Raw genomic sequence first — 23,884 nt, 5'->3', positions numbered from 1 at the left:
AAAAATGAACATAGGCATATAAAGAGCTGAGACAGTGCTACTATGCAAAAGCTAATCAACCTTTCACCGAATAGAACTATAGAGGCTGACTTGTGACTTTTGAGCCCATGCAACTGCTCGCGATGTGGTTAAAACAACGAGAAATACAAAATCAGTCTGCCCATACTTTGCAGGCCTATGAACGAGATGTGTCTGATTTTCTGCTATTTTGCAAACAGAAAAAACTTGAGTTGGGCGATGTTGAAGCCACTGATTTACGCGAATTTATTGCGCAAAAAGTTGAATATCAACAGTTGAGCTCTAGTAGTTTACAGCGGATGTTGTCCTCTATTCGTCAGTTTATGAAATGGGCTGAGCAGGGGCAACATTTGGCATTTAATCCTGCCGATGACTTTCAACTCAAACGTAAACCTCGCCCTTTACCAGGGTTAGTGGATATTGAAACCATCAATCAAATTTTGGATCAGGCCTTGCCTGAGAAAGACGTCGAACAGCAAATGTGGTATCGAGACAAAGCTTTGCTAGAGTTGCTTTATGCCAGTGGATTACGTTTAGCGGAAGTGCAAGGCTTAAGAATTAAAGATATCGACTTTAACCGACAGTTACTGCGTATTACAGGTAAGGGGAATAAAACTCGGGTTGTGCCTTTTGGTTCTAAAGCCAAAGATGCAGTAATGAAATGGCTGACAATTTATCCGCTGTGGAATGGTGATTTTGTGCCCGATGCACAAGTTTTTATTACTCAAAAGGGCAATCCTTTGGGGATGCGCCAGATTGAAAATCGGGTCAAGTTTCAGGCACAGCGTGCAGGCGTAAATATCGATCTGCATCCGCACTTACTCCGTCATTGTTTTGCTAGTCACATGCTGTCAAACAGTGGTGACTTGCGTGCAGTGCAGGAAATGTTAGGCCACAGTAACTTAAGTACCACCCAAATTTATACCCATGTCGATTTTGACAGACTGGCTCAAGTGTATGATCAGACGCATCCACGAGCACAGCAAAAGGTGAAAACTTAGTTCATTCATACTTTAAAAATAGTGTCACATAATGCATGCACTATAGCGCTGTGTTTTAGGTTAAATGCCAAAGGTCAGAAGAAATGCCGTAAACACATTCGTAGATAACTATTGTACGCATGTACGCACTAGGGCGGTCTGTGAGATTCGGCATTATTCTTGCTTGAATCAACTTGATCAATAAGTGGCAATGATCGCTCACTTTTGTTAGAAAAAGTGTGATTATGAACTTTTGTAGAATAATAAATCGGCAAAAAATAGAGTATAAACTTAAAAGAGGATGGGCTTAATGTTCCAGTTTAATGAAACGGTAGATTTAAGCTTATATTGAAGATGACAAATGTGAAAATAGGTCAGTATATGATTTCAGATATACAAGCAAAGTATGATCAACTCAGCTCCGCGCAAAAAGATATTTTTGCGGGCTATGGTTTGCGTCAGGTCAAACACTTTGTTGAAATTAGTTTAGCCAATATTGAGCCTGTACTGCCTGAAAATGCATTTGTTCAAGGCGTCAATGCAGCAGGTAAAGTTCAGGCTTTTAATGCAGAGACTGGGCAATACTATTTATGGATTTCCGATTTACAGTGGCAAGCGACTGTACAGCCCTCAAATAGCATTGATTTAAAAGACGACTTTCTTGAAGTCTGGAAAATTTTTAATCTTGGACAATATGAATTGATTGATTTAAGTCATATTCATCGTGATTTTTTAGAAAGTCAGTTGGCTTAATGGCATAGAGTGTATGTCGAAGCAGTGGGCTATTTTGATCGAGTTTAGGATGATTAAAATAGCCACGATGTTGCATGCCGAGACGTTTCATTACCGCTTCAGAATCCCTATTTTGAACTGCGGTAAAAGCAACAACTTCATCCAGTTTTAAAACCGAAAAAGCAAAATATAGGCAAGCCTGTGCAGCTTCTGTGGCATAACCCTGATGCCAAAACTTCGAGTCCAATCGCCAACCAATTTCGACACAGGGTGAAAAATCAAAGCACTCAGGTTGAGCATGTAAGCCTGTAAATCCAATGAACTCCTGACTATGCTTCAGTTGGACTGCCCAAAAGCCCCAACCATTTTGATTGATGAATTGCTGAAACGTTTGCACAAGGGCATCGCTTTGTGTTTGCGTGAGTGGACTAGGAAAATAACGCATCACTTGAGCATCGGCATTTAACTGCGCAAATGCAGGAAAGTCATCTGCGCGCCAAGCTCTTAGACGTAAACGCGCCGTTTCTATCGCAAAATTTAAATGCGCTGACATTAGATTTCATCAAGCGGGAGTTGGAAACTTTGTTTAATGATTTGACTTGGCAAGTCTGTTTTGACACTGGTAATGCCATTCTTTTTGGTCAAATGTGTGGATTGGAACTCGCGATAACTTTCTAAATCAGGTACTACAACTTTCAGCATTGCATCGCATTCCCCTAAAATAATGTAGCATTCCATGACTTGAGGGAGCTCTTTCATGGCTTCAATAAAGGTGTCGATGGTTTCGGCATCTTGACCGACTAGCCAAATACGCGAGAACAGAATCAGTTGAAGGCCAATTTTTTGTGGATCGACCACTGTAGTATAATTTTGAATAACACCCGCTTCTTCTAATAGTTTGACGCGTCTTAGGCATGAAGACGGTGATAGACCGATTTCTCGTGCTAAGTCATTATTTTGAATGCGGCCATTGTCTTGTAAGTGGCGAATGATATTTTTATCAATACGGTCAAGTTTTATGCGCACAGACTTTGGTGATTGTTTCATATCTTAGAATATAATTTGAAAAATACGTTTTATTATAGAATAAATTGAAAGCCAATTTTGTATTATTTCGCACATACTAATTTTCACTTTCTAATGGATGAAAGGGGAAAGGAAATGTCTGTATATGTACTCTTTGCACTGACCGTGCTGCCACTAATTTTTACACCTGGGCCAGATATGTTATTTATTCTGTCTCAAGTTATGGGCAAAGATGCAAAAGCAGGCATGATGGCGACTATCGGCGTATGTACAGGCTATTTACTACATTCAATTTTAGTGGCTTTGGGTATTGCTGCCATTATTGTGTCTTTCCCGCTTTTGTTTGAAACCATCCGCTGGCTGGGTATTGCCTATTTGTTGTATTTGGCCTTTGGTTTATTAAAGTCGGTTTTTAGCACTAAAAAATTGCAACTAGACCGAAAAACGGAAAATAACCCGATCAAAAAAGGCTTTTTTACCGCACTATTAAATCCTAAAGGTATGCTTATCTATTTTGCAATCTTGCCGCAATTTATCGATAAATCTGCCAACACTGTCAGTCAAGGTTTGATTTTATCTTTACTCTTTATCGCGATGATTTTTGTGGTCTACTGTAGTTTGAGTCTGGTTTTTGCAAAACTGACACAGAAGTCCCCAATAGATGAACGTAAGCAAAAATGGATTGATGGTACTTCAGGTGGTCTGCTGGCATTGGCCGCGACATGGCTGATTGCGAATTAAACTGAGAGAAGCATGTCAGAATGACATGCTTTTTTTTGAGGAAGTTTTTCAGATCGCCTAATAAAGCAGCAATATTGTGTCATCGTATGTCTAGAATAATGAGTATTTGAATCTAAGGCTGCGTGATCTATCTTAAATGACAGATTTGTGAAGCCTGATAAAGATGTGAACAGACAGTCAATCATCTATTTCATGGTGAATATTAGAGAAAAGAAATCAAATCTTTGAATAATGTAAATCAGATAAAAATATAATAAAAATCATAACTTAATCTGAGTGCGATTTTGTGCAAATATAGTGCGTACAAAAAAGTATGAACGCGTCGTTCAGCTAAATTTACGCATTTTTACAGCTCTTTGGTGAATTGTGACTTGACCGAAATGCCGTACACATTGCAAGATAGGGCACCTAAAAAAATTTAAGTGAAGAGTTAAACTAACTTTTCTCAACATTTACATTTGCTAAAACAGCCGAGGATTACATGAAGGCTCTTGTTGCTGTAAAACGTGTGGTTGATGCCAACGTTAAAGTTCGCGTTAAGCCGGACAACAGTGGTGTTGACTTAACCAACGTTAAAATGTCAATTAACCCATTCTGTGAAATCGCAGTGGAAGAAGCGGTTCGCTTAAAAGAAAAAGGAACTGTTTCAGAAATCATCGTTGTTTCTATTGGTCCTAAAGAAGCGCAAGAGCAAATCCGTTCTGCAATGGCGCTTGGTGCTGACCGCGGTATCTTGGTTGAAGCTGATGACAGCCAACTGGGTGCTTTAGAAATTGCGAAAGTGTTGAAAGGCGTTGTTGACGCTGAACAACCTCAGTTGATTCTACTTGGTAAGCAAGCAATTGATGATGACTCTAACCAAGTTGGCCAAATGCTTGGTGCGCTTCTAGGTGCAGGTCAAGGTACTTTTGCTTCTGAAGTTAAAGTTGATGGCGACAAAGTACAAGTAACTCGTGAAATCGACGGTGGTTTACAAACTGTTGAACTTGCACTTCCAGCGATCATCACCACTGACTTACGTTTGAACGAGCCACGTTATGCTGCTCTTCCAAACATCATGAAAGCGCGTAAAAAACCGCTGGATACGAAGTCTCCTGCTGATTTTGGTGTTTCTACAACAACTAAACTTAAAACAGTTAAAGTTGAAGCGCCTGCTGAACGTAAAGCTGGCGTACAAGTGAAGTCTGTAGACGAACTTGTAGAAAAACTAAAAAATGAAGCGAAAGTGATCTAATACAGAAGGATAAAATCATGAGTATTTTAGTTATCGCTGAGCACGACAACAAAGCACTAAATGGTGCAACTTTAAACGTTGTTGCTGCAGCTCAAAAAATCGGTGGTGATATCACTGTATTAGTTGCTGGTTCTGGCGCTCAAGCTGTTGCTGATGCTGCTGCAAAAGTTGCGGGTGTAAGCAAAGTATTACTTGCTGACAACGCAGTTTATGCAAACCAATTGGCTGAAAACGTTGCAGCTTTGGTTGCAGATATTGCTAAAGGTGGTTTCAAACACGTATTGGCTGCATCAACTACAACGGGTAAGAATATTCTTCCACGTGTGGCTGCTCTTCTTGATGTCAGCATGATTACAGACATCATTGCTGTTGAATCTGCAAATACGTTCAAGCGTCCAATCTATGCAGGTAACGCGATTGCAACAGTTCAGTCTGATGAAGCAATCATTGTTGGTACTGTACGTGGTACAGCATTTGACCCTGTCGCTGCTGAAGGTGGTTCTGCTGCGGTTGAAGCTGTAAGCGAAGCAAAAGATGCTGGTATCTCTAAGTTTATTGCTGAAGAGATCGTAAAATCTGAACGCCCAGAATTAACTGCTGCGCGTATCGTGGTTTCAGGTGGTCGTGGTGTGGGTTCAGGTGATAACTATCATACTGTTCTTGATCCATTGGCTGATAAATTGGGCGCTGCTCAAGGTGCATCACGTGCTGCGGTTGACGCTGGTTTCGTTCCAAACGACATGCAAGTCGGTCAAACAGGTAAAATTGTTGCGCCTGATCTGTATATCGCTGTAGGTATCTCTGGTGCGATCCAGCACTTAGCAGGTATGAAAGACTCTAAAGTGATCGTTGCGATCAACAAAGACGAAGAAGCACCGATCAATGCAGTAGCAGATTACTGGTTAGTAGGTGATTTGAATACCGTTGTTCCAGAGTTAGTAGCTAAAATCTAATTCCTGACAACGTTTCAAAAAAACGCTTTTGTGCAAGCAGTTTAAGCAATGCTTAGCTGTGATGTGCAGGAGCGTTTTTTTATGTGCGTAAATCAATCTCAATATTATAAAAAATCAAAATCACTTGATATTTATTTTGTTATTTTAAGTCCTTGTATTCTGCAAATAATAATAAAAATTTAAGCATTTCTTAAGTTGAGTGTGCATCTGAATATTCAGATTTATGATACTATTTGCCATCCATTTTTAAGCTTAACTTACATAAAACTTTTTTTGTTAAGTTGGGAGTTGTAATCTTGCTGATTGATACTCGCGTATCTTGGTCTGTTCTGATCCTTGCTGTTCTGTGTTTAATTTTTCCATTTTTAGCTGATCTACAGTTTCCACTTTTAGGTGGTGCTGTTGTTCGCGGCGTGGAAAATATTCAAGCGTTACTTTTATTGATATTTGCTGTATTTAGCTATTTTTACATGCAACCAATGCGTCTGCCTGAGAGTAAAAAGTATTTTTGGATCTGGGCTGTACTGTGGTGGTTGCTTTTATTTGGGCGTAGCACCAGTTGGGGTAGAGACTATTTCCCTGAAGTCCCAAAAGTATATTTTCGTGGCATCTCGGTGGTTTTGATTGGTTCAGTCGTATTTATGTTATTGGTTAAACCACTGCGCGATGAGATTGCGATAAAAATGAAGAGTATGACGATTCCTGCTTGGGCAATGCTGCTCACGGTGTTGGGTTTGATTATTTCTGACGGCATTGAACACAGTCGCATTTATGGTGGAATTTTCTTACATCAGATTGCATATAAAGACCTTATGGAGGAGCTATATGAGTTTCCTTTAATATTGGGCTTGTTTATGGTGGCATTTCATATTATGCGGCGCGATAAGCAAGAGATCGATCAGTAAGTCCAAAGATAGGCAAGACATGGCTTAAAGCTCTCAAAAATGAGGGCTTTTTTGCATTTTACGCAACGCTGATAGGGAATGTGATGGAGCTGTAAATGTACATCCTATACATGTGTAAAAAATAACCCCTAAATTAAAGAAAATTAACGAGATTAACTGTGGAGACGTGACACAAAAATCAGAGTGTTTATGCTATAATTTGCGGCTATATTTCAGTTTTTAGTTCAGTATTTTGAACTAATAATTTTGCAAGTTTTACGACATATAAATGCAAGCGGTTTTACGTTTGTAGAATAAGGAGTATGCATGAGCGTATCGGAAATCAGACCGATTGCGATTGAGGATGAACTCAAGAACTCGTATCTTGACTATGCAATGAGCGTGATTGTTTCTCGTGCTTTGCCAGATGTTCGAGATGGTCTAAAACCTGTTCATCGTCGTGTGCTTTATGCAATGCACGAATTGGGTAATGACTACAACAAAGCTTATAAAAAGTCTGCCCGCGTGGTTGGTGATGTGATCGGTAAATATCACCCACACGGTGATTCTGCTGTTTATGAAACCATTGTTCGTATGGCTCAAGACTTTAGCTTGCGTTATCAATTGGTTGATGGTCAGGGAAACTTTGGTTCGGTCGATGGCGATAGCGCAGCTGCAATGCGTTATACCGAAGTTCGTATGCGTAAGTTGACTCATGAAATTCTTGCCGATCTTGAAAAAGATACGGTGGATTGGGAAGATAACTACGACGGTTCTGAACGTATTCCGCAAGTGATGCCAACGCGTATTCCTAACTTACTGATTAACGGTACTACAGGTATTGCTGTGGGTATGGCGACCAATATGGCGCCGCACAACATGACTGAAGTCGTGAACGCTTGTTTGGCCTATGCTGAAAACCCAAATATTTCAATTGAAGGATTGATGGAATATATTTCGGGTCCGGATTTCCCTACAGGTGGTATTATTTACGGTAAAGCGGGCATTGTTGATGCTTACCGTACGGGTAAAGGTCGTTTGCATATTCGTGGTAAATACCACTTTGAAGAAGACCAAAAAACAGGTCGTACCACGATCGTTTTCACAGAAATTCCATATCAAGTCAACAAAGCGAAAACCATTGAACGTATCGCTGAGTTGGTGAAAGAGAAAAAATTGGAAGGTATTTCTGAGCTACGTGACGAATCTGACAAAGATGGGATGCGTATTGCCATTGACTTAAAGCGTGGTGAAAACGCTGAAGTTGTGGTGAATAACTTATTCCAAAACACGCAGTTGGAAAACTCTTTCAGCATTAATATGGTGTGCTTAGACAACGGCCAGCCAAAGTTAATGAACTTGAAAGACATTGTTGCGGCATTTATTCGTCACCGCCAAGAAGTGGTAACGCGTCGTACCATGTTTGAGTTGCGTAAAGCACGTGAACGTGGCCATATTTTAGAAGGTTTGACGGTAGCATTAGCAAATATTGATGCGATCATTGAAACCATTAAAACTTCTGCAAACCCGGCTGAGGCGCGTGAACGTTTACAAGCAGGTGAGTGGGCAGCAGGCAATGTAATTGCGCTGCTCGAAAAAGCAGGTTCTGTTTCTGTACGTCCAGATGAAATTGAAGGTGAAGATCCAAGCCGTCCGTTTGGTCTAGATGGTCAGATATATCGTTTATCGCCTGCGCAAGTCGGTGCGATTCTTGAACTTCGTTTGCACCGTTTAACGGGTCTTGAACAAGACAAGTTACAAGCTGAATATACTGAAATTTTAGGTCAAATTACTGAACTCACAGCGATTTTAAATGACTTCAATTTATTGATGGGCGTGATTAAAGAAGAGTTAGCTTTAATTTTGCAACAATATGGTGATGCTCGTCGTACCGCAATTGTTGAGTCTCGTATTGACTTCTCTCGTGAAGATTTAATTCCTGAAGAGCAAGTGGTACTGACTGTTTCAAAAACAGGTTATGCGAAAACACAACCGCTTTCAGACTATGCTGCGCAGCGTCGTGGTGGACGTGGTAAATCTGCAACCTCGATGAAAGAAGATGACTACATCCAGCATCTGATTGTGACATCTAACCATGCCACAGTGTTGTGCTTTACCAATGTCGGTAAAGTCTATCGCCTGAGAGTGTTTGAAGTGCCTCAAGCATCGCGTGGTTCAAAAGGTCGCCCAATGGTGAACTTATTGCCACTGGATGCCGATGAGACAATCACAGCAATTCTTCCTGTGATTGATGCGCCGAAGAAATTTAAAGAACGCTTAGCTGAGTTCAAAAACTTTGTGCGTAGCAATGTCGCGACATTACGTGAAAATAGTATTATCGACGCGCATTATGAAGCATTAAAAGCTTCATTCGATGAGTTGGCTGAAGATGCTGATGAACTTTCTGACGCATTACGTAAGCAATTGAAAGAGTTGGGTGTTGAGCTTTCAACAACAGATTTGGACAATGAAACAGTTGTTGAATTTGCTGATCTTGCAGAGAAAATGCGTAAGAACTTCTTTGTATTTATGGCAACAGCGTCTGGTACAGTCAAGCGTGTTGAATTAGAGCAATTTAGTAATGTTCGTTCAAATGGTTTACGTGCAATTGAGCTGAAAGAAGAAGATACCTTGATTGGTGTTGCAATCACCGATGGCGAGCAGCAAATTATGTTGTTCTCAAATGAAGGTAAAGCAATCCGCTTCTCTGAAACTGATGCACGTGTGATGGGACGTACTGCAAAAGGGGTGCGTGGTATGCGTGTAACTTTAGCTGCAGCCCAGGCCGAAGATGATGTTGAAACTGACACAGATTCAGATGATGAAGAATCTTCTGATTTAAATGTGGCGAGCCGTATTGTTTCATTAGTTGTTGTACCTGAAACTGGCGAAGTACTGTGTGCTTCTGCAAATGGTTATGGGAAACGTACGCCAGTGGATGACTTCCCAACCAAGAAACGTGGTGGTAAAGGCGTCATTGCAATCAAAACATCTGAACGTAACGGTGAGTTGGTCGGTGCGGTTGCCATTGATGAATCTAAAGAGCTGATGTTGATTTCTGATGGTGGTACTTTAGTTCGTACTCGTGCCTCTGAAGTTGCTAGAACGGGTCGTAATGCACAAGGTGTACGTCTGATTCGTTTAGGTAATGAAGAAATCTTGGTCGGTGTCGTTGCTGTTGAAGCCGTTGAAGTCGAAGATGATATTTTTGATGCTTCTATTGAAACAACTGAAGAAACTGTGGTTGACGAAGTAAATGTAGATGCATCTGAAAATACAACAGATACCAATACATCGAACGAAGACTAACTGAATGAAAAAGAAAAGGGCGCTTCGGCGTCCTTTTTCATATTGGCGATGACCTAGTGGTGGATAAGATTTTATGAAAGCAAAATTACTGGTTTTGAGTTGTACGTTGGCTTTAACAGCGTGTGATAAATTGGGACAACAGGCATTGGATTCGATCCCAAATCCGAGCCCTGCTCAAGAGAAAGTGGCTCAGCAAGCTTATCAAGCCTTTACTCAGGGGGATTTTCCACAGCTCTATACTTATTTTGAGCCAGAGTTACAGCGTGAATTTAAAACTCATGAAAAAGACATGCGAAAATTTGCAAAATCGATTCCTAAACAAGCCATAACGACTCAAAAAATTGTATCGAAACACATTGAAAAATCGACGGAAAAACCAAGTTTGTATGCAGTTACCTATGAGTATGCTTATAGCAATAAAAACCTAGTTCAATACGATATTGGTTTTGACAAAGCCGGCGGAAGCACAAAAATTCGCAGCTTTGATGTCAAACTTTATGGGGCTTCAACGGATTAAATGGGTAGGATTGCTATCAATACGTTCTAAAATTTAGCGATGCTTGAGACGCCAATAAGCAAATGCTGCGCAAACTATACCAAACACAAAGAGATAGAGTAGTTTAGGCAGAATAAGTACAGTTGGTACGCCCATTTGGTTTAGTTGAATAAACATTTGAATTCCTTGGGTCGATGGCAAAACATTGCCCAAGTATTGCATCCAAGCGGGCATTGCGGCGTGTGGCCATGCTGTTCCTGAAAGTAGAAATAGCGGAATTGAGGTAAATACAATGACATGTCCTGCACGCTCAGGCATATCGAAAAATGTTGAAATCAACATGCCTAAAGCCACGATACAGCCTATAAAAATCGGCACGGCCAGTAACATGCCACTAAAATTTCCCCCATGTGGGTAGTCATTTAACCAATAAATAAAGCCAAATAAATATAAACAACCGAGCATACCAATGGTCAGAATGGCGCAAAAAATCGCAAAAAATTCTGTCGTCGTTGGTCGCCATTTCTGTTCGCGGTATCCGGCCAATAACATCCCTAAACCGAGCACGATGGTTTGATGAATAATCAGCGGAGCAATGGCTGGGAAAATATAACTGCCATAACCCGACATGGTGTTAAAAAGCGGTGTTTGATGAATGGAAATGGCTGGAGAAAAGTGCGAAATATTGCCAAATTTTTCCACATGCTCGCGTACAGCATTTTCAATTGAGGTAGCGAGACCTAGCCCAATTTGCTTGGTTTTTAAAAAGTTTGCCGCGCTGAGATAGAGCCCAATCCCACCGACTTCGCCATGCCGAAGACTGTTGGAAAGATTTTCGGGTAAGAGCAAAATACCATCGGCTTGCTTTTGTTTAATCATATTTTTAGCATCGAGGAAATTGCCGGTCACAGCCTTCACTTCAACATTTGGACTGAGCGAAACTTGCTGAATGATGTTATTGGTCACGGTACTTTGTTCTTCATCCACAATCACAATGGGCAAAGCTTCTGCTTGCTGTGCTTTGTAGGCAGTCGGATAGAAAACACTATAGAAAATCACCGAGAGGATGAGCGTGGTTAAAATCGACTGATTGGCGATGATGTCTTTAAATGTCTTGAGGTAATAGTGCAAAAATGACTTCATGATACTGCTCCTTTGATTCTTTTTTTGAGCAGCAGGACAGAGGTCACAGCGTAAAAGACCACATAGAGGATAAGTATGAGTAAAGGCAACAGCGATGAACTGATTGGGCTACCAATGACCCATTGTTCGGTTTGTAGTTTGGCATAAGGTGTGTAAGGAATAATATTGGCCCAAAATTTGGTAAATAGTGGTGCGTTATTTAAGGGGAGGGTCACTCCTGCAAAACTGAGCGAAGAGCCACCATACACAGCAATTAAACCAAAGGTTTTGGATAAGTTGTTGGTGGCTAAAACAATGGTACTACTGATCAAGGCATAGGCGCTATAAAATAAAAGCTGTGCCAACATGATCAACCAAAGCTGACCTGCAACAAACCAACCGCGAACCTCAATCAGCCAAAACATCCACGCCCATGTCCATAAGCTAAAAATAAGTACATAGGTTAGGTTTTTAGTGAGGATGGCTTTAAAAGCAGATTGCTTCTTTAGCCAATTTTGCGCTGTATGAAACTTAAATTCTTGACCGACTGAAAATGCGACACAACAGCAGAGCAGTAAATGCAAAATTGCAGGAATCATAAAGGGTTCTAAATAGAACTCATAACTCAAATTTGGATTGTATAAGGTCGAAATTTTAACGTGTGGTGTAGGCACATCTAAATAAGGAAGAGTATTTTCTAAATAGCTTTCACCGGCATAGTCTGCCATGGCTTCAACTGTGCTGAGTAACATAGCTGATGAAATGGTGTTCCCCACACTAAAGTAACTTTGGTTATAGGCAATGCTGATTTCAGCATCTTTAGCTTGAACAAAACGTTGTTCAGCACCATTGGGAATACTGACGTAACCCCAAACTTTGGTTTGGTTCAGTAACTTTTCGACTTCGGTATTTTGATCACTGACGATGGCGACATCTAAAGTATGGTTGAGTCTTAAGTAGTGCTGTATATTTTGGCTCAGTTCACTTTGGTCTTGGTCAATAATCGCAATAGGCAAATGTTCGGGTTTACCTTGGGCAAACATGCTGGAAAACAGCACGATAATAAACAGTGGGGCAAGCGTGACTAAACATAGATCCCACTTATGCTTCAGTAAATAGTTCAGTTCCCGCAGTAGCCCGCTTAGCATTATTTGCTCTCTTTGACTTTAAACAACACACTCATGCCAACTTTTAGGTCTGGAATGGCTTGCGCAGGCGTCAAATGAACTTTAAAGCTACGAATGTCATAACCTCCTGTTTGGCGTGTGGTCTTAATGGTGGCAAATTCGCCTTCGGCATCAATATTCTTAATATTAAAGTTGGTATTCAGGTTTAAGGCTGGAATAAAGCCTTCAATTTGTTTTGCTTGATAGATGTTGGGGTATTGGTCTTCACGAATATTCAGTGATACCCAAAGCTCGTGATCTTGAATAATACTCACAATTGGTACCCCCATCGCCACCAATTCAGAAGGTTTGCCATAGGTTTTAGACACGGTACCGTCAATGGGCGAGAGTAGTTTGGTTTCAGCTTCAAGTGCATTGACTTCAGCAACAGCTGCTTTTGCAATTTGCACTTGCGCATCTGCTGAACTTTTTTGCTGTGGAGTACTGCCACGTTCAGCCCGAGCATATTGTTGATATGCGGCTTCTGTCATTTGAGCGGCTGATTGTGCTGCGGCATGCATTTCATCGCGACGTTGGCGTGAAATGACGCCTTGTTGGTACAAGTTTGCACCACGTTGATAGGTGGTTTGTGCCAAAGTTTGCTGTGCTTTCAGTGCTTGCCAGTTGGCGTATAAACTCGCAATATTTTCTTCCTGAGAGCCACGGTCAGCAGTGGACTGGAGTGCTAAAGCAGCCTGTAAGCTGGCCAATGCTTGCTGTTTTTTGGCATCGACTTCAGGGCTATACAGTCGAACGAGTTCTTGGTTTTTACTGATCTTTTGTCCGTCATGTACATAAATTTCATCAATTCGACTTGGGACTTTGGTGCTAACATGGATCGTTTCTGCCTCAACCCGACCTTGGATTTCAACCGTTTTCGGTTGATAGGCCTTCCACAGTCCAAAAGCAATCACGATGAATAGAATGATGAGAGCAAGCCCCCCAATTAGCTTGATCGCTTTGGACTTTTGCTCGGTGTTTGTATTGGCTAATGCTGGCTCAGTCTGTTCGCTCTCAGTCTGTGCCTGCTCTTGAGTATCATTTGTGGTTAATTCCTCTGTTGATGGCACCGTTTGATCTTCTTGTTTTTCAGGTTTTTGTGGATCAGATTGGTTTTGATCTTGATTCATTAAATGGCTCTCATCAAAGAATTAACGAATAAATCGTGTATTGGGTTGCAGAAGATAGGTTTGAAACTGATGGATCGAACCATGACTTTGTAGAAGCGTCGCCAATGACATGACATATTTATAGGCATTCAGTGCGGTTTCAGCTTTTAAAGCACTGAGCATATTTTGTGCATCGATCACTTGTGTCGCCGTTCCCATATCTTCTTTAAAGGACAGTTCTTGTATACGTAAATTTTCTTGCGCTGCTTTTATATTTTGCTGTAATAACTGATCACTTTGCTGCGCTGTGGTGGCTTCGCTATACGATTTATAAATCACATTTTCAATTTCTTGTTTAGTTCGTGCTGTCATCAGTTCAGAAGCATAGCGTTGTAATTCAGCTGCTTGGACATTTTTGTTTTTATCAATGCCTGAAAACAGATTGTACTGTGCGGCTAAGCCAACGATCCAGTTATTTTTGTCATCCAGACTGTATTCACCAAAGGCAAAAATATGGGGTTTCTTGGCAGCGTTTTGTGCCGTGACATTGGCTTGTGCCAGTTGGGTGTCCATTTGCAGTTTTTGTACTAAAGCCGATTGATTTGCATATGACTTGAGTAGAGTATTTAAATCTTGGTTTTGGGTATTGTTAATAAAGAGTGGTGTGGTGAGCTCAGTAATTTGGCTGCTTTGTAAAAGGTTATTCAGCTGAAATAAACTGGCTTTTAAATTGGTCTGACTGGCTTGCTCACTGCGCTGTGCATTGTTTTTTGCGACTTCAAATTGCATGCGCTGGCCTTTACTAATAAAGCCCTGTTGTTCAAGTTTAAGAGCATTGTCATAGTGTTTTTGCATTGCATGCCAATTATATTGGCTAGACGCGAGCAACTGTTTTTGCAGTTGAACATTGAAATAGGCTTGAATCAGCTCAAAGCGTTGTAGGTCTTGCTGTTGTTTGCTGTTGAGTTCGCTACGTTTGGCTTTGATATTGGCGACTTGTTTCGCACTTGAGGTTAACCCACCTGTATAAAGCGGCATCATTGCAGAAATCGTCGGGCGTATGACTTGATCTTCTAAGGTAATTTGCGAGCTATTTGGAATAAGCCCGACACCTTTGTGGATGGTTTGATCAATGCCTTGCTCTAAACCACTTAAATCGCCCAAATTTGGATAGGTGTTTTGCCACTCATCAATTTTCGTGGCTACACCATCAGTCAGTGTGTGTTCTAAATTATTTTTGAGTGCACCCAGAGGCACATCGAGCTCATTATGAAAAGCATAAGCACGTACGTTCAGATCGATACGGGGTAGCCCCAAACCTTTGACCGCTTCAGCTTCTAGTTTTGAGGCTTGTTGTAAGGCTTGGGTGGCCTGTGTGCTAAACGAGTCTTGTAACACACTTTGCTCAGCTTGTTGATAGCTGATGGATGCGGCAAAAGTTGTCGAGCTGATTCCGAGACTGAGACCGAACATGCTTAATGACAAGATTGATGGCAGTGATGTACGCAATAAGAATTTGTTGGCTGGTGTATTAAGCATGTTGAATAGTCTTTGTGGCATGAGCACGACTCTTTTCTATGTTTTGCACATTATACGCATAATCTAACTGTTCTGAATGCTGACTCAGTTACTGAATTGTTTAATTTGCAAATGTATATCAATAGATTAGCGACATTTTTAAGCAAAGGGAATGCTTTCGTTTGAGCTTAGGTAAATGGGAAAGCGCTGCTGTAATTGATTGAGGAGTGCTGAGTTAAAACTGGATCGTTGATCTTGATTGAGTTTTTGACTGTAAAGGTGAGATTACATTGAAATATTTTCAGTTGAATTTACTGCAAGCACTGACTATCTGTGGTTAAATGCCATCATTTTATTGTGTTTCACTTTGAAAGGAAAAATCATGCGCGCGTACAACTTCTGTGCTGGTCCTGCTGCATTACCTACTGCCGTTTTAGAAAAAGCACAAGCTGAAATGCTTGATTGGCAAGGCAAGGGTCTTTCCATCATGGAAATGAGTCACCGTAGTAAAGACTATGTCGCTGTGGCTGAAAAAGCAGAAGCAGATTTACGTAAACTCATGAACATTCCAGAGAACTATAAAGTCTTGTTCCTTCAAGGTGGTGCTTCACTTCAGTTCTCCGCGATTCCTTTAAATTTGTTGGGTAAAAACAGCAAAGCGGACTATATCCATACTGGAATTTGGTCTGAGAAAGCACTGAAAGAAGCGCAGCGCTATGGCGATATCAACGTCATTGAAGCGGGTACGCAAATTGATGGAAAACTTGCCATTGCAGACTCAAGCACTTGGAACTTATCTCAAGATGCGGCTTATGTGCATTATGTTGACAATGAAACGATTGGTGGTCTTCAGTTTGCGGCTATTCCAGAAACCAATGCGCCATTGGTTGCAGACCTGTCTTCAAGTATTTTGTCTGCACCTGTTGATGTCACTAAATTTGGTATCATCTATGCAGGCGCGCAAAAGAACATTGGCCCAGCGGGTTTAACCTTGGTTATTGTTCGTGAAGATCTGCTAGATCAAGCCAAACCTGAAATTCCAAGCATCTTGAAATACGCTTCACAGGCGAAGAATGATTCGATGGTCAATACACCATCGACATATGCATGGTACTTATCCGGTCTGGTGTTTGAATGGTTGCTTGAACAAGGCGGTGTTGAGGCGATTCATAAAGTGAATCTTGAAAAGGCGAAACTGCTTTATGGTTATATCGATGCAAGCGATTTTTATGCGAACCCAATAGCTGTGCAAAACCGTTCAATTATGAATGTGCCGTTTACTTTAGCGAATCCAGATTTAGAGAAACTTTTCCTTAAAGAAGCAGAAGAAAACCATTTGTTGAACCTTGCAGGTCACCGCTCAGTTGGTGGGATGCGCGCAAGTATTTATAATGCGGTTCCACTAGAAGGCGTTCAAGCGCTAGTGAATTTTATGGATGACTTTGCGAAACGCAATGCTTAAGCCATAGAGCTAGAAAGCCCACTTAAAAGTTGTAATGCCAGGCAGTTAAGAAACTGACTGGCATTTTCTTTGGCTAAACAAAAGAACAGAAAGAACTCCAAAAATTCGATTTAAACAGTAAGACTCCGTTGAGAATAGCCCAACAGTAAATGCATTCTATTGAAATGCCTTTACTGATCAGTCGTACATTGTTTGATGGGCTTTTTTATCGGTTTTTTAACAGATTATCTAAAACAATCGTGACATTTTGGTGTCATACCAATGAATTATTCATTTTATTTGTCGCCTAGTACGGACGTCCACCTGCAAGGCTGATACGTTTGAGTAAGCGACGTTGATCGACAGGAAAGGGGCGACGTGAATGTAGTGTCACCTGATTATCCCAAAATACAATATCTCCAGTTTCCCAGTGATGTTCATAGCGAAACTCAGGTTTGAGGATGTGCGTACGAAGTGTAGCAATCAGTTCACTGCCTTCGCTATCATCGACATTGAGTAATTCAACTTCCGAACGGGTATTGAGCCAAAGCGCTTTACGCCCAGATTCTGGATGTGTGCGGACTAAGGGATGCGGATAGGCATGACCTAAAATGGGTTGATCTTTAAAGCGATAATAAGGGCTGTCTCCATAACCCATATTGCCTGTATTCCTTTGCGCACGGACGAACGGGTTATAAGTAATCAGCTGTAGCTGGTCGATCTGCTTTTTGACGTCATCGGAAAGCGCATCATAGGCTTTGATGGTATTGAACCAAGAGGTTTGTCCGCCGTCTTGAGGAAGCTCAAGGGCATAGAGCAGAGAGCCAAAAGAGGGAAGAGGTGTCCACTGGTGATCGGCATGTGGGGTGAGTTCGCCATGGCCGGTGTAGTCGCCTTGACCGACCGCATTGGAAACAGGAACCACATCGGGTGGAACACCAGTGTCAGACTGACTAGCCAGCACAGGATTGTCTGCACTTGGACGGAAAATAGAACCAAAATAGCTAGCAAAGGCTAAATATTGCAGATCATCCAAAGTTTGGTTTTTAAAAATTAAAATTAGATGTTCAGCCAAAGCTTGTTTTAAGCGATAAATGGTTTCTCCTGCTTGGGCTTTACGGGCATCTAAACCAAAAACCACAGCACCTAAGGCTTCTTCCGCCAGTGGGATAATTTGTATTTCTTCTGGATTTTGAAATTGTTCAGGTTGATGCCAACGCGGGGCATCATGAATCGCTTGTGAAAGTTGGGTTAATGCGGTCATTTTGATTATTTTCTCTAGATATGGGGTCTAGAGAAAATGTAATCAAAATATGTGTAATCTTAAAATTAAAAGAAGTTCTAAACTTATGAAAAAATTTAAAAAATACTAAGCTAATGATTGTATTGCTTTTCTTTTATAATGAAATATTGAGCTCAAAATATACAGATTTAATGTGCGCAAAACGCCTGATTAAAATACTCAAACAGGTCAGGCGTATTCAGCCAAAGGCTAATCGCCAGAGCAAACAAAGCAACGATGCTAATGCCGATACCACACTTGAGCCATAAAAATGAATTAGTCATGGACAACCGCCTTTTCATCGACAAAGAAATGTACCAGTACGCCAAAAACACTCAGAATAATGGAAAACAGCCAAATCAAGTCATAATTACCTGTCACGTCATGGTTCACACCACCCAGCCATCCACCGAAAAATGAACCAACTTGATGGGTAAAGAACACGATGCCACTCAGCATGCTGAGGTATTTAATACCAAACATATTGGCCACAATACCATTGGTTAAAGGCACTGTAGATAACCATAATAAACCCATCACCACACCAAAGCTATAGATGGTGAGTGTGCTGAGCGGTAGCATCAAAAAGGCAATAATCGCAATGCCTCTGAGCCCATATAAGCCCATCAGTAACTTTGGTTTAGAATATTTCCCACCTAGCCAACCCGCAGTGTAAGTGCCAACGATATTAAATAAACCGACCAACGCTAAGAAAACAGTTCCTGTGGTTGCATTAAAACCATGGTCAATCAAATAGCCAGGTAAATGGATACCTATAAAGACCACTTGGAAGCCACAGACTAAAAAACCGAGTGATAGGAACCAAAATGGTTTATGGTTTTTCGCAATCACTAAGATATCTTTAAAACTGAGCTGAACTTGGTTGGTTGAAGCATTCGGTATAACAAAGGCGGGAGCTTTGAGCATCCAAGCCAGCGGAACAATCATCGCAATTAAAAGTGCACTAACGACCAACGCCGCAGACCAGCCAAAGTTTTGTAACAGCAGTAAGGTTGACGGCAGCATAATGAACTGCCCAAAAGAACCCGCTGCACTGGCAATACCCATAGCAAGGCTACGTTTTTCAGGCGGTGCAGCACGACCTACCGCGGATAACAATACAGAAAAAGAGGTCGCAGATAATGCTAGGCCCAAAATAAGACCGACACTTAAGTTGAGTAACCAACCCGTAGAGCTGATTGCCATGAGCAGCAAACCGATGGTATACAACACCCCACCGACGGCAACCACGATTTTAGAGCCATATTTATCTGCTAATGCACCTGTAAAGGGTTGCGCAGCGCCCCAAATCAGGTTTTGCATCGCAATCGCTAGACTAAAAACATTATGTCCCCAGCCAAACTCATCACTCATAGGCACAAGGTAGAGTCCAAAGCCATGTCGGACACCCAGTGATAATGCCAGAATTATTGCACTTCCAATGAGCATATAAATCAGCGGTTTGGAAAAACGAGTTTCTGACATATTTCAACCAAAAAATGAGCTTAGAGTTCGCTATATTAAGTGAATTATTTGCTGAAAGCGATGATAAAAAATTGACTATTTGATCAATAAAAACAACGAATATTCATTAAAAAAGACGACTTGGTGTCGTCTTTTTGGTAGTTGTTTGAAGCTTAGAATCGGTAGCCGACACCTGCATAAGCCAGAATGGGGTTAATTTCAATATCGGCTGTAGATTTGATTAGTTCACCGTGCGTGGCATCTTTGACGGTGATCGTGGTTTCATTTTTAAGATGAGCATAGGACACCGAGCCGACAGCAAACCATTTATCATTAAAGTCATAGGTGAAACCGACGGTTGCAATAGGGGCGAAGGCATCGGTTGCTTCTAGCTTAACTTTGGGATTGGCTGAACTCTTTTTCCCTTCAAGTGATGCACCAGCATTTCCTTCTTTAATATTGGCAATCATATGACCTGCCGCAATCAAGTCTTTTTCAGTTTGTGGGTTAATTTCTAGCTCATTGAAGTAGGCATACATCATTCCAACACCGACATAGGGGCGGAATTTATTCACACCTGTTTTACCAAAGTGATATTGGAACTCGAAAGCAGGTGTCCACGCTCGTGCAGATGCCGCAGGGCCATGTGCTTCTAAGTCGGTAATGAAAATATTATTTTTTAAGTCAATATTTAAAAATTCTAAGGGGAGGTCGCCAATTTGTGGAGTCGCAACTGCGGCGAAGGGTGCATAAATTTTTCCTTTGCCTTGTAAGTCGACTTTAGGCGGAATACCAGCTTTCATCTCGAAGGAAATATTATCGGTAAAAAAGTAGTTGGTCATGATGCCAAGGGTTGTGACATCATCGGCTTCTAAACCTGTACCTGGGTTATCCCAGCTTTCGAGGCCGCTTATAGTGGATGAACCACTTAAACCTGAACTGAGATTCCCCCCTGTTACAAACCCCAATACTTTGAGTGCATCGGCTAATAATCTTTGGTCAACATCTTCATTTAGATTATTTAAGACGGTGTCGACTTTAATATCACCATTTTTGGCTACTTCGCCTTCTTTAACTGATGTGTTAACTCGGAAGGGTTGAGCTTTACCTTGTGGCATGACATGTAAAGCACCGACTGATACAGAAAAGCGTTTAAATCCATCACCATCTTGTAGACTAAAATAAGGTGAATCTGCATGTGTGAGCATAGGCAAGGCAGCAATAGACGTTGCTACACAAAGCAATGTTTTTTTCATTCTGGGACTCCATGTCCAAATTAGCTATTCGTTTTTATAGAGCGTATTATTAAGGTTGCTGCTACGATAAAGCTGTTGTTTTTGAAGGACATGTGTTTTTGACATTTGTGAATGTCAAAACCCGTTTTGTGTGATCGTGTTACTAGCTTGCAATCTTTGTTACAGATGAATGAATGTAATAGAGCGCTACTGTTGAGTATTTCTTGATTATAGATGTTTGTAAAATAAAGAATAAATTTCACATCCAATATTTGCTTAGTCATAAAAAAGACCACCAGTAGGTGGTCTTTTTGACAGATGGCATCATATTTCATGCCAATGACAGCAATTAAGACTGAAAACGTGATAAATCCTCTTCAGGACGTGCAGTTAACACTTCGACCCCGTTTTTAGTGACCAACAACGTATGTTCATACTGTGCAGACAAACTATGGTCTTTGGTCACTACCGTCCATTTATCCCCCAGTAATTTAGTTTTCCAATCACCACCATTGACCATTGGTTCAATGGTAAAGGTCATGCCTTCTTCTAAAATCATGCCTGAGTTTGGTTGGCCATAGTGTAAGACTTGAGGTTCGTCATGGAACACAGTCCCAATACCGTGACCACAATATTCACGCACGACACCGAAACGTTCCGATTCGACATATTGTTGAATGGCGTGACCAATGTCGCCAATGGTTGAACCTGGCTTCACTGTTGCTATTCCACGGTACATCGCTTCTTGTGCCACTTTACATAAACGATTCCCGAGAATAGAAGTTTCGCCACCCACGATGTACATCATGTTGGTATCGCCGTGGAAACCATCTTTAATGACCGTCACATCAATATTTAAAATATCGCCTTTTTTCAACACTTTTGCATCTGAAGGAATGCCGTGACAGACCACATGGTTTACAGAAGTACAAATTACATGTTGGAAAGCAGGGCGACCCGGTGCAGCACCGTAACCTAAACATGCTGGAATCGCGTCTTGTTTATTGACAATATAATCGTGACAAATCGTATCTAACTCAAGTGTAGTCACACCTGGTTTAATATGTGGCTTGATCATATCCAAGACTTCAGCCGCCAGTCGTCCAGCCACACGCATCTTTTCGATGTCTTCAGCGCTTTTGATGAGTCGACGGGGTGCTTCGTAAGTACTGTTCATGATCTCTAAAAACTTTTGGAAATTTGTGTGTGACTATGGTATAAATAGCCGCCCATTTTATCAAATGCTTTTTCGTGAATAAATTTCACGGGCTTTGTGCGATGGGGCAATAAAATCCGCACATATATCGACACATTTCTCTGGGTGCCCGTTAGGGTGGAGGATGCGGATATATGGAGGCCTAACCCAAACTTTAAGGTAAAGAAAATGGCAGATTACAACGTAAGCATGCGCGACCTTCTTCAAGCAGGCGCACACTTCGGTCACCAAACACGTTTCTGGAACCCAAAGATGCGTCAATACATCTTTGGTGCGCGTAACAAAATTCACATCATCAACCTTGAGCACACTGTTCCTGCGTTAAATGATGCTTTGAACTTTGTTAACAACCTTGCTAGCAAAAAGAATAAAGTATTGTTTGTTGGTACGAAACGTGCTGCTTCTAACATCATCCGTGAACAAGCACAACGTGCTGGTCAACCATATGTTGATCACCGTTGGTTAGGTGGTATGTTGACGAACTGGAAAACACTTCGCCAATCTATCAACCGTCTTAAAGACCTTCAAACTCAATCTCAAGATGGTACTTTCGCTAAGCTTACTAAACGTGAAGCTTTAGAGCGTACTCGTGAGATGGAAAAACTTGAACGCGCTTTAGGCGGCGTTAAAAACATGGGTGGTTTACCTGACGCATTATTCGTAATCGACGTTGATCACGAAGCAATTGCAATTAAAGAAGCTAAAAACCTTGGTATTCCTGTAATTGGTATCGTTGATACAAACTCTAACCCAGACAACGTAGACTACGTTATTCCGGGTAATGACGATGCGATCCGTGCAGTTACTTTGTATGCTTCTGCTATGGCTGATGCGATTCTTGCTGGTAAAGAATATGCTCAATCACAAGCAAATGCACAAGCTAAAGTTGAAGAAGCTAAAGAAGCTCCTGAGGCTTAATGCGTTTGACGTAAGCTTGTCATTTTTGCGACATGTGATGGTGGCAAAGTAAGCGTCATGTATGCAGACGGCCCAAGAGACAGCTCTGGGCCGTTTCTGTTCTAAAAAGAATTCATTTTCTACCGTATTTAGGAGATTGACATGACTGCAGTTACAGCAAGCATGGTTAAAGAATTGCGCGATCGTACTGGTCTTGCAATGATGGAATGTAAAAAAGCATTAACAGAAGCGAATGGTGACATCGAATTAGCGATTGATAACCTTCGTAAATCTGGTCAAGCTAAAGCGGCTAAAAAAGCGGGTAACATTGCAGCTGATGGCGCAATCACTATCGCTCAAGACGGTAACAAAGCGCTTCTTTTAGAAGTAAACTGCCAAACTGACTTCGTTGCTAAAGACGAAAACTTTGCTGGTTTCTCTGCTCAAGTTGCTGCTGCTGCGTTAGCTGCTGGCGAAACTGATGCTGCTAAAATTGCTGAATTGAAACTTGAAGATGGTGCAACTGTAGAAGAAGCGCGTATTGCTCTTGTTCAAAAAATCGGTGAAAACATCCAAGTTCGTCGTGCTCAAATCATTGAAGGCGAAAACCTTGCAGTTTACAAACACGGTTTAAAAATCGGTGTTGTTGTATCTTACACAGGTGATGCTGCGACTGGTAAAGGTATTGCAATGCACGTTGCTGCATTCAACCCAGTTGCTATCTCTGCTGAAGGTGTATCTGCTGAACTTATCGCTAAAGAGAAAGAAATTGCTGAAGCTAAAGCAATCGAATCTGGTAAGCCTGCAAACATCGTCGAGAAAATGGTCACTGGTTCAGTTGAGAAATACTTGAACGAAGTTGCTCTTGATCGTCAAATGTACGTAATCGACAACGACAAGAAAGTTGCTGACGTTCTTAAAGCAACTGGTACTACAGTTGTTCAATTCGCTCGCTTTGAAGTGGGTGAAGGTATTGAGAAAAAAGCTGAACTTTCTTTCGCTGAAGAAGTTGCTGCTGCTCAAGCTGCTGCAAAATAATTGAAAAATTATTTTGAGTAAAA

The 23,884-nt window shown here is 41.3% G+C and carries 22 protein-coding genes; 11 read left to right on the top strand and 11 right to left on the bottom strand.

What is annotated here, in order from left to right; genetic code table 11:
* Window positions 1-107: 107 nt before the first annotated feature.
* Both KVY11_RS11190 and KVY11_RS11185 read left to right on the top strand, forming a co-directional pair.
* Complete coding sequence (locus KVY11_RS11190) at window positions 108-1,019, top strand: tyrosine recombinase XerC (RefSeq protein ID WP_218289027.1); 912 nt, start codon at window positions 108-110, stop codon at window positions 1,017-1,019.
* A 333-nt stretch (window positions 1,020-1,352) separates the two neighbouring features.
* Window positions 1,353-1,751: a hypothetical protein gene (locus KVY11_RS11185; RefSeq protein WP_218288978.1), complete on the top strand. Its 399-nt coding sequence runs from the start codon at window positions 1,353-1,355 to the stop codon at window positions 1,749-1,751.
* On the opposite strand, the gene KVY11_RS11180 is transcribed toward KVY11_RS11185, so the two are convergent.
* Complete coding sequence (locus tag KVY11_RS11180; RefSeq protein ID WP_218288977.1) at window positions 1,678-2,283, bottom strand: GNAT family N-acetyltransferase; 606 nt, start codon at window positions 2,281-2,283, stop codon at window positions 1,678-1,680. The genes KVY11_RS11185 and KVY11_RS11180 overlap by 74 nt on opposite strands.
* Window positions 2,283-2,777 carry an Lrp/AsnC family transcriptional regulator gene (locus KVY11_RS11175; protein ID WP_004695793.1) on the bottom strand — a complete coding sequence of 165 codons (495 nt, stop codon included), beginning with the start codon at window positions 2,775-2,777 and terminating at the stop codon, window positions 2,283-2,285. Before KVY11_RS11175 ends, KVY11_RS11180 begins: the two co-directional genes overlap by 1 nt.
* A 114-nt stretch (window positions 2,778-2,891) precedes the next feature.
* On the opposite strand from KVY11_RS11175, the gene KVY11_RS11170 reads away from it, so the two are divergent.
* From KVY11_RS11170 to KVY11_RS11145, 6 genes are all read left to right on the top strand, one after another.
* A complete protein-coding gene (locus KVY11_RS11170; RefSeq protein WP_078425376.1) occupies window positions 2,892-3,497 on the top strand; it encodes a LysE family translocator in 606 nt (201 codons plus the stop codon).
* A 481-nt stretch (window positions 3,498-3,978) separates the two neighbouring features.
* Window positions 3,979-4,731, top strand: coding sequence for an electron transfer flavoprotein subunit beta/FixA family protein (locus KVY11_RS11165; protein WP_005400499.1), 753 nt, complete (start codon window positions 3,979-3,981; stop codon window positions 4,729-4,731).
* A gap of 17 nt (window positions 4,732-4,748) precedes the next feature.
* Window positions 4,749-5,684, top strand: a complete 936-nt coding sequence (locus tag KVY11_RS11160) for an FAD-binding protein (RefSeq protein ID WP_218288976.1) — start codon at window positions 4,749-4,751, stop codon at window positions 5,682-5,684.
* Window positions 5,685-5,980: 296 nt separating this feature from the next.
* Entirely contained in the window at window positions 5,981-6,589 is a 609-nt protein-coding gene (locus tag KVY11_RS11155) for a hypothetical protein (RefSeq protein ID WP_218288975.1), read from the top strand.
* Between the two features lie 306 nt (window positions 6,590-6,895).
* Window positions 6,896-9,877 carry a DNA gyrase subunit A gene (gene gyrA / locus KVY11_RS11150; RefSeq protein WP_218288974.1) on the top strand — a complete coding sequence of 994 codons (2,982 nt, stop codon included), beginning with the start codon at window positions 6,896-6,898 and terminating at the stop codon, window positions 9,875-9,877.
* 73 nt (window positions 9,878-9,950) lie between these two features.
* Window positions 9,951-10,394 carry a DUF3887 domain-containing protein gene (locus KVY11_RS11145; RefSeq protein ID WP_218288973.1) on the top strand — a complete coding sequence of 148 codons (444 nt, stop codon included), beginning with the start codon at window positions 9,951-9,953 and terminating at the stop codon, window positions 10,392-10,394.
* A gap of 33 nt (window positions 10,395-10,427) precedes the next feature.
* Here the strand turns inward: KVY11_RS11145 and KVY11_RS11140 are convergent, their stop codons facing one another.
* From KVY11_RS11140 to KVY11_RS11125, 4 genes are read right to left on the bottom strand one after another with little or no spacing between them, the layout of a single operon-like run.
* Window positions 10,428-11,516 (bottom strand): ABC transporter permease, encoded by a 1,089-nt coding sequence (locus KVY11_RS11140; protein WP_218288972.1) that lies wholly within the window; start codon window positions 11,514-11,516, stop codon window positions 10,428-10,430.
* Entirely contained in the window at window positions 11,513-12,643 is a 1,131-nt protein-coding gene (locus KVY11_RS11135; protein ID WP_218288971.1) for an ABC transporter permease, read from the bottom strand. Before KVY11_RS11135 ends, KVY11_RS11140 begins: the two co-directional genes overlap by 4 nt.
* Window positions 12,643-13,791, bottom strand: a complete 1,149-nt coding sequence (locus tag KVY11_RS11130) for an HlyD family secretion protein (protein ID WP_218288970.1) — start codon at window positions 13,789-13,791, stop codon at window positions 12,643-12,645. Before KVY11_RS11130 ends, KVY11_RS11135 begins: the two co-directional genes overlap by 1 nt.
* A gap of 21 nt (window positions 13,792-13,812) precedes the next feature.
* Window positions 13,813-15,330 (bottom strand): TolC family protein, encoded by a 1,518-nt coding sequence (locus tag KVY11_RS11125; RefSeq protein WP_218288969.1) that lies wholly within the window; start codon window positions 15,328-15,330, stop codon window positions 13,813-13,815.
* Window positions 15,331-15,670: 340 nt separating this feature from the next.
* On the opposite strand from KVY11_RS11125, the gene serC reads away from it, so the two are divergent.
* Window positions 15,671-16,750 (top strand): 3-phosphoserine/phosphohydroxythreonine transaminase, encoded by a 1,080-nt coding sequence (serC, locus tag KVY11_RS11120; RefSeq protein WP_004982544.1) that lies wholly within the window; start codon window positions 15,671-15,673, stop codon window positions 16,748-16,750.
* A 286-nt stretch (window positions 16,751-17,036) separates the two neighbouring features.
* Here the strand turns inward: serC and KVY11_RS11115 are convergent, their stop codons facing one another.
* From KVY11_RS11115 to map, 5 genes are all read right to left on the bottom strand, one after another.
* The gene (locus KVY11_RS11115) at window positions 17,037-17,993 is read right to left on the bottom strand and encodes a TauD/TfdA family dioxygenase (protein WP_218288968.1); all 957 of its coding nucleotides are present in this window, start codon (window positions 17,991-17,993) and stop codon (window positions 17,037-17,039) included.
* A gap of 167 nt (window positions 17,994-18,160) precedes the next feature.
* Window positions 18,161-18,295: a hypothetical protein gene (locus KVY11_RS16620; RefSeq protein ID WP_017397043.1), complete on the bottom strand. Its 135-nt coding sequence runs from the start codon at window positions 18,293-18,295 to the stop codon at window positions 18,161-18,163.
* On the bottom strand, window positions 18,288-19,496 hold the full coding sequence (locus tag KVY11_RS11110; RefSeq protein WP_218288967.1) for an MFS transporter: 1,209 nt from the start codon (window positions 19,494-19,496) through the stop codon (window positions 18,288-18,290). The genes KVY11_RS16620 and KVY11_RS11110 overlap by 8 nt, the downstream gene beginning before the upstream one ends.
* Before the next feature lie 152 nt (window positions 19,497-19,648).
* On the bottom strand, window positions 19,649-20,731 hold the full coding sequence (locus KVY11_RS11105; protein ID WP_168158084.1) for an OmpW family protein: 1,083 nt from the start codon (window positions 20,729-20,731) through the stop codon (window positions 19,649-19,651).
* A gap of 328 nt (window positions 20,732-21,059) precedes the next feature.
* Window positions 21,060-21,887: a type I methionyl aminopeptidase gene (gene map, locus KVY11_RS11100; protein ID WP_218288966.1), complete on the bottom strand. Its 828-nt coding sequence runs from the start codon at window positions 21,885-21,887 to the stop codon at window positions 21,060-21,062.
* Between the two features lie 207 nt (window positions 21,888-22,094).
* On the opposite strand from map, the gene rpsB reads away from it, so the two are divergent.
* Together rpsB and tsf are read left to right on the top strand one after the other, a co-directional pair.
* Window positions 22,095-22,844, top strand: a complete 750-nt coding sequence (gene rpsB, locus KVY11_RS11095; RefSeq protein ID WP_004982536.1) for a 30S ribosomal protein S2 — start codon at window positions 22,095-22,097, stop codon at window positions 22,842-22,844.
* A 141-nt stretch (window positions 22,845-22,985) separates the two neighbouring features.
* Window positions 22,986-23,861, top strand: a complete 876-nt coding sequence (tsf, locus tag KVY11_RS11090) for a translation elongation factor Ts (protein ID WP_004695824.1) — start codon at window positions 22,986-22,988, stop codon at window positions 23,859-23,861.
* Window positions 23,862-23,884: the final 23 nt, after the last annotated feature.

Source organism: Acinetobacter sp. CWB-G5 (genome assembly GCF_019209785.1).
Classification (GTDB): domain Bacteria; phylum Pseudomonadota; class Gammaproteobacteria; order Pseudomonadales; family Moraxellaceae; genus Acinetobacter; species Acinetobacter johnsonii.
The sequence above is the reverse complement of the archived record's forward strand: the minus strand, read 5'-3'. Positions and strand labels throughout refer to the sequence as shown.